A 2,294-nucleotide genomic window follows, 5' to 3' on the forward strand; every position below is an offset into this window, starting at 1 on the left:
ACATGTGCTCGTGGAAGGTGCGGCTGATGACGTCGAGCTGCTGCTCGCGTGTCAGCTTGACGAAGTTGACGGCATAGCCGGAGACGCGGATGGTGAGCTGGGGATAGAGCTCGGGATGTTCCATGGCGTCGAGCAGCATGTCGCGCTTGAAGATGTTGACGTTGACATGGAAGCCGCCGGCGGCGGCGAAGCCGTCGAGGCAGTTGGCGAGGTTGCGGGTCCGTTCGGCCTCGGTATGGCCCATGGCGTCGGGGGTGGCGGAGGCGGTCCAGCTGATGCCGTCGAGGGCGGAGTCGTAGGGCAGCTTGGCCACCGAGGCGCCGGCGGCGACGAAGCCCTTGCGGTCGCGGCCGTTCATCGGGTTGGCCCCGGGGGCGAAGGGCTCGCCGGCCCGGCGTCCGTCCGGTGTATTGCCGGTCTTCTTGCCATAGACGACGTTGCTGGTGATGGTCAGCACCGACTGGGTCGGCATGGACTTGCGATAGAAGTGCGGCTGGGCCGCGACCTTGTCCATGAAGGTCTTGGTCAGCCACACGGCGATCGTGTCGGCGCGGTCGTCATTGTTGCCATAGGCCGGGTACTCGCCCTCGATCTTGTAATCGACGGCGCGGCCGGACTCGTCGCGGATGACCGAGACCTTGGCGTATTTGATGGCCGAGAGGCTGTCCGCCGCCACCGACAGGCCGGCGATGCCGCAGGCCATGGTGCGCAGGATGTCACGGTCATGCAGCGCCATCTCGATCCGCTCGTAGGCGTACTTGTCGTGCATGTAATGGATGGTGTTCAGCGCCTTGACATAGGTCTTGGCCAGCCAGTCCATCATCTTGTCGAACTTGGCCACGACCTCGTCATAGGACAGCACGTCGCCGGTGATCGGCTCGAAGCCCTTGGCCACCACGGCGCCCGACTTCTCGTCCACGCCGCCATTGATGGCGTAGAGCAGGGCCTTGGCCAGGTTGGCGCGGGCGCCGAAGAACTGCATCTGCTTGCCGATGCGCATGGCCGAGACGCAGCAGGCGATGCCGTAATCGTCGCCCCAATGCGGCCGCATCAGGTCGTCGTTCTCGTACTGGATGGCGCTGGTGTCGGCCGAGACCTTGGCGCAGAAATCCTTGAAGCCGCGCGGCAGCTGCGTGCTCCACAGCACCGTCAGGTTCGGCTCCGGGGCCGGACCCAGATTGTACAGGGTCTGCAGCATGCGGAAATTGTTCCGGGTCACCAGCGGACGGCCGTCCATGGCCATGCCGCCCAGGCACTCGGTCACCCAGGTCGGGTCGCCGGAGAACAGCTGGTCATATTCCGGCGTGCGCAGGAAGCGGACAATGCGCAGCTTGATGACCATGTCATCGATCATCTCCTGCGCCTGCTCTTCGGTCAGGACGCCGGCCTCGATGTCGCGCTGGATGTAGATGTCCAGGAAGGTGGAGACGCGCCCGAGCGACATGGCGGCGCCGTTCTGCTCCTTCACCGCGGCCAGATAGCCGAAATACACCCACTGCACGGCTTCCCGCGCCGTGCTGGCCGGGCGCGAGATGTCGTAGCCGTACTTGGCCGCCATCTGCTTCAGCTCGTCCAGGGCGCGCCATTGCTCCGACAGCTCCTCGCGCAGGCGCATGGTGTCCTCGTCGAACACCGCGTCGTCCAGCTCATGGAACGCCCGCTGCCGCTCGGCCCGCAGGAAGTCCACGCCATAGAGCGCCACACGCCGGTAGTCGCCGATGATGCGGCCGCGGCCATAGGCATCCGGCAGGCCGGTGATGACACCGCTCTTGCGCGCCGCCAGCACTTCCGGGCTGTACACGTCGAAGACGCCCTGGTTGTGGCTCTTGCGGTACTTGGTCCAGACTTCCTTCACCGTCGGGTCCAGCTCGAAGCCATAGGCCTCCAGACCCGTCTCCACCATGCGCAGGCCGCCATTCGGCATGATCGCACGCTTCAGCGGCGCGTCGGTCTGCAGACCGACGATGATCTCGTTGTCGCGGTCGATATAGCCGGCATCATGCGCCGTGATGCTGGACGCCCGGTCCGCCGAGACGTCCAGAACCCCCTTGGCCCGCTCCTGCTTCAGCAACGCGCCCAGACGCGCCCACAGCGCCGTCGTCCGCGCCGTCGGCCCCGCCAGAAACGACGAGTCCCCGGTGTACGGCGTGTAGTTCGCCTTGATGAAGGCCGAAACGTTGACCTGATCCTGCCAATCGCTGCCGCTGAACCCGCGCCAGGCGTCGGTGGTGTCGAGAGGACGTGAAATCATGTTCATGTCAGGCTCCTGGAGAGCTGGGATCGGGCGCACCGCT

The 2,294-nt window shown here is 65.5% G+C and carries 1 protein-coding gene; it reads right to left on the bottom strand.

The features are described from left to right. On the bottom strand, positions 1-2,257 hold a 2,257-nt coding region (gene pflB, locus DK368_RS21140; protein WP_114395948.1), incomplete at its 3' end, for a formate C-acetyltransferase. Between the last annotated feature and the right edge of the window lie 37 nt (positions 2,258-2,294).

It is taken from the genome of Oleisolibacter albus (assembly GCF_003336875.1).
In the GTDB taxonomy this organism is placed as follows: Bacteria; Pseudomonadota; Alphaproteobacteria; order Azospirillales; family Azospirillaceae; genus Niveispirillum; species Niveispirillum album.